Annotated in this window: 5 protein-coding genes; all 5 read left to right on the top strand. The window is 60.9% G+C overall.

Annotated features, from left to right (window positions below; translation table 11 throughout):
• On the top strand, window positions 1-1194 hold a 1194-nt coding region (locus tag QMZ26_RS21120), incomplete at its 5' end, for a type VI secretion system Vgr family protein (protein WP_283222584.1).
• Window positions 1191-2165, top strand: coding sequence for a DUF4123 domain-containing protein (locus tag QMZ26_RS21115; protein WP_283222583.1), 975 nt, complete (start codon window positions 1191-1193; stop codon window positions 2163-2165). The genes QMZ26_RS21120 and QMZ26_RS21115, both read left to right, overlap by 4 nt.
• Window positions 2155-3882, top strand: a complete 1728-nt coding sequence (locus QMZ26_RS21110; protein WP_283222582.1) for a T6SS effector BTH_I2691 family protein — start codon at window positions 2155-2157, stop codon at window positions 3880-3882. Before QMZ26_RS21115 ends, QMZ26_RS21110 begins: the two co-directional genes overlap by 11 nt.
• Before the next feature lie 128 nt (window positions 3883-4010).
• Window positions 4011-5651, top strand: coding sequence for a hypothetical protein (locus QMZ26_RS21105; protein ID WP_283222581.1), 1641 nt, complete (start codon window positions 4011-4013; stop codon window positions 5649-5651).
• A gap of 41 nt (window positions 5652-5692) precedes the next feature.
• A partial coding sequence (locus tag QMZ26_RS21100) for a DUF6708 domain-containing protein (protein WP_283222580.1) occupies window positions 5693-6324 on the top strand: 632 nt, incomplete at its 3' end.

Below are 6324 nucleotides of genomic sequence, written 5' to 3'. Positions count from 1 at the left end.
GACATCGATCGCCCGGTGGTGGTCGGTGCGGTCTACAACGGCCGTGGCCAGCAGGATGCGCAGCACAACCAGATCAATGGCGGTGGCGGCAACGCTACCGGCAACGCGGCGGCGTGGTTCGAGGGCAATGACCACGCGGCGGTGTATACCGACTTCAAGAGCCAGGCGCTGGCCGACAGCCAGGGCGGCACCGGCGGCTACCAGCAGCTGCGGTTTGACGACACGCCGGGGCAGGGCCGTGCGCAACTGTCCACCACCCAGCACGAAACCACGCTGACGCTGGGCCACCTGAAGGGCGGCCAGGACAACGTGCGCGACGGCGAGCGTGGCTTTGGCGTGGAGCTGGCCACGCAGGCACAGGGTGCACTGCGCGCGGGCCGCGGCCTGCTGCTGACCACCGAGCAGGGCACGCCACAGATGGCCGCACCGCAGGCGCTGGCCCAGCTGCAGGAAGGGCAGCAACTGCTGCAGCAGCTGGCCGAATCGGCGGCCAACCAGCAGGCGCAGCTGCCCAGCGACCCGGCCGAGCTGCCTGCGGACACTACGCTGGGCGAGCTGCAGGAACACCTGCGTGCGACCCACAGCGGCAGCACGGCCGGCAGCATCACCGGGGGTGATGGCGAAGCACCCGGCTGGAGCGCCCCGATTCTGCTGGGCAGTGGCGTGGCCGGCGTGCTTGGCCTGACCCCGGCCGACCAGGTCTGGGTGAGCGGCACGCACACCACATTGGCCAGCGGCGTGGCGCTGAACTGGATGACGCAGGGGTCGCTGACCCTAGCGGTTGCCGGTGGCTTGGTGCTGTACACCGCCGGTGTGCAGCCCAGCGGCGAGAGCCCGAACCAGGAACGCGGCATCGCACTGCACGCCGCGCAGGGCAAGGTAAGCGCACGCGCGCACAAGAACCAGGCGATCGTGGCGGCCAAGACCCAGGTGCGTATCGCCAGTACCGAGGCGGACGTGATGCTGTCGGCGCCGAGCAAGCACCTGCTGGCGACGGCGGCGGGGGCCTACATCCGGATCGAGGGTGACAACATCGAGCTGGGCGCGCCGGGGAAGGTGGAGTTCAAGGCGAGCCAGCGGGAGTGGGTGGGACCGGCGAGTGTGGCGGGGGAGGCGAAGCTGCCGAGCGCCGAGGGCAAAGGCTGCGCGGAGCGCATCCGTGAAGCGGCGAGTACCGGTGCGGCTCTGGCATGAGCAGTTGGCCGTCATCACCCGAACAGCTGGCCGAGCACGCCACGCTGGCTCTCAGGAGTGCACTTGAGCGTTGCAGCACCCACGCGCTTGCGGTCGTTGTGGATCCCACGCTGACCGATCCGTGGGACGGATTGTCAGACCACCTGCCGAGCGCTTCGCTCCGAATGCGGATTCCGATCAGCCATCCTGATATTTCACCGTCCAACAGCCCTTATCTGATCGTGATAGGCGATGAGCGCATACAGGAACGATTGGTCAGCAAGACGCTCGAACTGGCAGCCAGGGAATGTCTGGAGGGGATTGAATCGGCCCGCAGCAGCAGGGCGATCTGTGGGTGGTTGCCTGTGGATTCCACGACGGCGTCCAACCCCACTGCATTGCTGCGAGGCTTGGCTGCATGCGCAACCGTTGTCGGCAGTAGCGGCAAGCCGCTCTATTTCCGCTATTTCGACCCCAGGGTCATGGGGCAGCTGGCAGGCATCCTGTCTCCCAACCAACAGCGCGCGCTCATTCATCCTGCCTTGGGCTGGCTGTTCTTGCACCCGGCAGGTCGCATGCACGCGCTGGAGCTCGGTGCAGAAAAAAGCTCGGGCCCAGAGCCGTTCTCCATGTCTCGCGAGCAGCTCAAAGAACTGGAGCGCGTTCCTTGGCTGCAACAGTTGCGTTTCCAGTCCCGTCAATGGGGCGCGGGAACTCCTCCGGAGGACGCGCAGCTGGACAGTGCGCTGATGCAGGCGCAGCGAGCGGGTTTGACGGCGCAGGAGGATTGTCTGGTCCACGCCACGTGCAGTTTCCTGCTTGGGCCGCGTTTCCACGCGCACGCGTACGTTTCATCGCTTATGGAGGACGCGCGGGGCATGCCCGGTCGTTTTGCCTCCGGAATGGCGCAATTGACCGATGTTCAACTGCAGGAAATCCGCGACTCAGTGGATGAGACAAGTATCAGGCAAGGGAGCCGTCATGACCGATAAGCAAGCTACACCCGCCGTCTCCACTGCCGTTCGCGCGGCAGCGAACAGCAAGGGTGAAACGCCAGGCCAATGCCGGAACTGCACTGGCAAGCAGGGGCTGGCCATCCTGCCTCTTTGCTTTGCGCCCGCGCCTGGCTATATGAACAAGTGGCTGTCAGCCGATGCAGCATCAGTTGCCGAACTGGTGCGCTTGGGAAAAGCGCTGAATGCTCCGGATGGCTCGGCGACCTGGTACTACCTGCGGACCCTGCCCACCGGATACCTGTACATCTACAAGCCGGACAATACCTGGGACGCCTACGTTGTCGGAACCGACGGCATGCTGAACCGCATGCCGGTAAATGCGATGCCACCCAAGCCCGATGAGACGGCACTGACTTCATGCAGGCGAGAAGGCCACAGCAACGTCAAACCGCGCTTCATCACGCTCGATCCGAAGCTGGACAAGGTCTGGATAGCCTTCAGTCAGCATCGTTGGACGCCGGATGTCCTTGCCGCGTTCGAGGCTGACACCGAAAGCTGCCGAACGCAGCGGATGACTGAGCTCGACGTCCAACAGGCCATTCAGGGCAACGTGGGCAGCGGCAAGGCAGTTCACTTCGGCATGGTCGTAAGCGAAGACAGCCTCCGCGGTGTCGCTGACTTCACACCTGCAGCGTTCCAGGCACGGCTGCATGAATTCGTACCACGTGCCGTGCTGGATCTTTCCTCTGGTGCCGGCGCGCTGAGCGCAGCAATGGCGGCGGCTTCGGCAGAGACGCCACTGGGGAAGGGTGTGGCCTTGGTCATACCGGATCCCGTGGGCGTTGCCGATGATCACAACACCCTGCGCTTCATGGCACGCCAGCGCTACGAAGGCTGGAAGGGCGGCGGTGCCCGCGTGGACGGAAGCGGCATCGACCGAGTGCGGGCGTGGAAGCGTCAGTCGGCCACCCACGTAGCCTATGTGGAAACCTGGGCACGGGAGCGGGCCGAGTGGGAAGGCATGCAGACGCCGATGGCGATCCAGCGCGCAGGCGAAATGAACCGCGAGGAGGGTGCATTTCTCATCACCGAGCGTGAGTTCCAACGGAAGTACGGCAAGGCCGTGAATGAACCGCTGGAGAAAAATGGCGGATTGAATGTTTGGCACAAGGCGCGCTGGGTTCCATCCATCGACCCCGCCACAAACAAGCCGCGCATGACTGTGTCCAAGTTCTCCCAGACGAATGATCCGGACGACTATGACGATCGCTGGAAGTCCGAGCCGCTCGGTGGCACACAGCTTTCCGAGGAGTACCTGAGAGCCAACGGACGGTACCACGGCGCTAAACGGGTGAAGGACAAGCTCGAGCGCTATCGTAAGCGTCTCAACGTTGATGCCTTGAGCCAGTTCAACCAGCAGTATGCCCAGGATAGCAATGAATGGGAGACTGCCGTGAGGGCGATTGACGCGGATTTCGCGCAATTTTCCTCCGGTCCGTGGCCTGGAATCGTGTGCGCGAATGACTTCGGCAGCCGTAAACCAGCACGATCGCAGCAGCCTGCGCAGATTCGTGACTCGGTAGCAAACGCTGTAGCGAGGCTGCGCTCCGTCGAGTGCTTCTATGGTGGAGGGGCGGTCTCTGATAAATCCTTTGATCTTCTCAACACATTCTTCAAGCTAGATCCTTCCGACCAGAAGAACTGGTTCGCCGGCGCTCTACTGGATGGGTTTGATTTGCTGGCACGGCGATAGCCCCCGGGAATGCCGGTACCGTCTACTCGGCAATACTGGGCGGAGCCATGTTGCCTAAATCATGGTGGGCTGAGTTTCGAGCTTATCAGCAGAGCGCGGTCAGTTCCGTGGAAAGTCTGGTGGGCTCGATGCAGCAGGTCGCGAGCGAGAACCGAACACGCGCCTTGAAGAATGCCAAGGGGGCGGGCGCCGCCGCTGCGGCGTCAGAATTAGCTGCTATTGCCAAAAGTGAAATCGTGTGGGTGCGGGCTGCTGCGCTTTGGGACTACATCGACACAGGTAAAGAGCACTATTCGATCAATGTGCGGATGAAGGCGGGCGAGTACCTTGACGCCATCGCAAAGGGCGATCCGCTGGGCGCAGGCGCTTTCGAGGTTACCGGCAGAGGAACGGGATCGCGTGGAGCATCGCGGCAAGGGGCGAGGAACTCCAAGAAATTCTTTGAAGCCCTGAAGAAACGCCCGGAATTCAGTGCTGACATTACCGTCCCGATCATCGTCGAAAAGGCGACGTTGGAGCGCGCGGCGGGCAAATCCAACGTCACGCCTCTTTACAATATCGGCGAAGCCTCGGGTGTTGCGCAACTGCCGTCGGACATGGCGGAGCGACTTGTCCAGAGCAATACGATTTATCGCCAGCGCGGCCTCGCCGGCTTGGCAGCTCGCGAAGTTGTATTCTCTGGTCTGGGAATTTTTTTCTCAATACGACAGTTCTGGGATGCGATTCTCAAGCTGGGTGGAACCTCAGGCTTCAATTTTGCCGACGCATCAGTGAACGTGGTGGGTGGCGTTGCTGGAACCTTTGGGGGGGCTATGGAAATAGCGGCCTTCGTCTCCGAATCTGCGGGTCAACGTGGGGCGCCTGTGGCCGCATCTCTGCTTGCAGTAGAGGTAAACCGCGCGATCATGTTCCGTATGCTTGCGGGTGCTAGTGCAGGTGTCGGCACTCTAATGAGTGGTATTTCCGCTTATATCAGTTCTCAGCGAACTGAAAGGGAAGGGCAGCTTGAGGCAGCACATAACTATCGGATTGCGTCGCAACTTCTGACAGCGTCAGGTATCGCCATGATTGGGGGGTCGGTCATTAGTTGGAAGGCTGCGGTGGCTGCAAGAGTGGGGCAGCAGGTTGCAATGCGCATTCTTGGCGGCGTGGCCATCCGTACCTCTGCCGGCGCACTAGTTGGGGCTAGTGCCACAGGTGTAGGTGTTGTGCTGCTGATTATAGGCATTGCTTGGGCACTGTATGCAGCCAGCCTCGAGCACGACGAGAATGAAAAGTTCCTGGACAGGAGCTTCTTCGGCAAGCACGAGCGTTCTGAGGGAAGGTTCGGTGGCTCACCGATTCCGGATGAGGACGAGTGGACTGCGAAGGGGCTGGATCAGGAACTTCTTGCGCTGGGCGCGTTGGCCATCGGGCTGTGGGCGAGCATCGACAACTGGCAGGACAACGTGTTCAGCAAGGATGCGATTCTTGCAACGATTTCCGTGGCGAACTGGAAGCCGGGCGAGCGTGTGCTGAGGTACCGGCTGGAAGCACACGAATCGATGCCGGATCGGACGCTGGCCTCGATACCTGCCGGCGTGGAGATTGCCAGCGGCTCTACCCCACAACTCTTGCTTGAGCCTAGTGAGGATGCCGAAGGGCTCCACTCGGCAAAGATCGAGGTGCCCATTGATAACAAGTACAATGCTGTTCGGCTGATCTATTCTATTTTGGAAGCCGGAGAGCCGCAGCCCTTGGCGCAGGGCGAGGTGTGGGAAGAGGACTGATTCGGTCTCGTTCATATTGTTCGTATTAACCAGGAAACATGATGCAGCAAGATACAACTGCGCCATCTACTGCGCTGAAGCTTCCCGACAGGAATCACCAAGCGTCTTCGCGAGCGTCCTCGCACGGCGGTGTCCTCGATGTTTACGAGTATGGAGTATCGTTCGTCGATCAGATGAGTGCCATGCGCGGGTACGCCAGTAGCGGAGGTTGGGTTGGTGTCTTTACAGTAGGCTATGGGCTGTATCTTTCTTTTTTTGTTTTCGGATTCAGCTGGATGACAATCACTGAATTAGTCATGCTCTTGATTCTTTTGTCTCTTATACAGAGCGACTGGGTTGGCTATCGAGCCGAGCCTGTTTTGTTTGATTGCCGCGCAAGGAAGGTCCACATATTCAAGTCAATTGGGCTCCCTTGGTGGCAGTGGTGCTGGAATATTTTTGCGCGACCGCGTTGCGAAGTGCAGTCGTATGATTGGGATTGCGTAGGCGCGGAGATTGTTAGCTATACGATCTTTACCGGGCAAGTGCCTCGCCGGGAAGCGAGTCTGGTGCTCACGATCTCGGATCGCCCCGGGAGTCCGGTGGAAATCCAACGTGTTGGCGTTGGCCCGAGCTTTGGCTTCGGTAACCAGTCCGGCCCTGTAGAGCGATGGGAGTATATACGCCGCATGAT

The organism is Stenotrophomonas sp. PFBMAA-4 (assembly GCF_030053215.1).
Taxonomy (GTDB): Bacteria; Pseudomonadota; Gammaproteobacteria; order Xanthomonadales; family Xanthomonadaceae; genus Stenotrophomonas.
The sequence above is the reverse complement of the archived record's forward strand: the minus strand, read 5'-3'. Positions and strand labels throughout refer to the sequence as shown.

Coding starts and splice junctions, on each gene's coding strand:
- QMZ26_RS21115 (WP_283222583.1), top strand. CDS start 1,191: ATGAGCAGTTGGCCGTCATCACCCGAACAGCTGGCCGAGCACGCCACG.
- QMZ26_RS21105 (WP_283222581.1), top strand. CDS start 4,011: ATGCAGCAGGTCGCGAGCGAGAACCGAACACGCGCCTTGAAGAATGCC.
- QMZ26_RS21110 (WP_283222582.1), top strand. CDS start 2,155: ATGACCGATAAGCAAGCTACACCCGCCGTCTCCACTGCCGTTCGCGCG.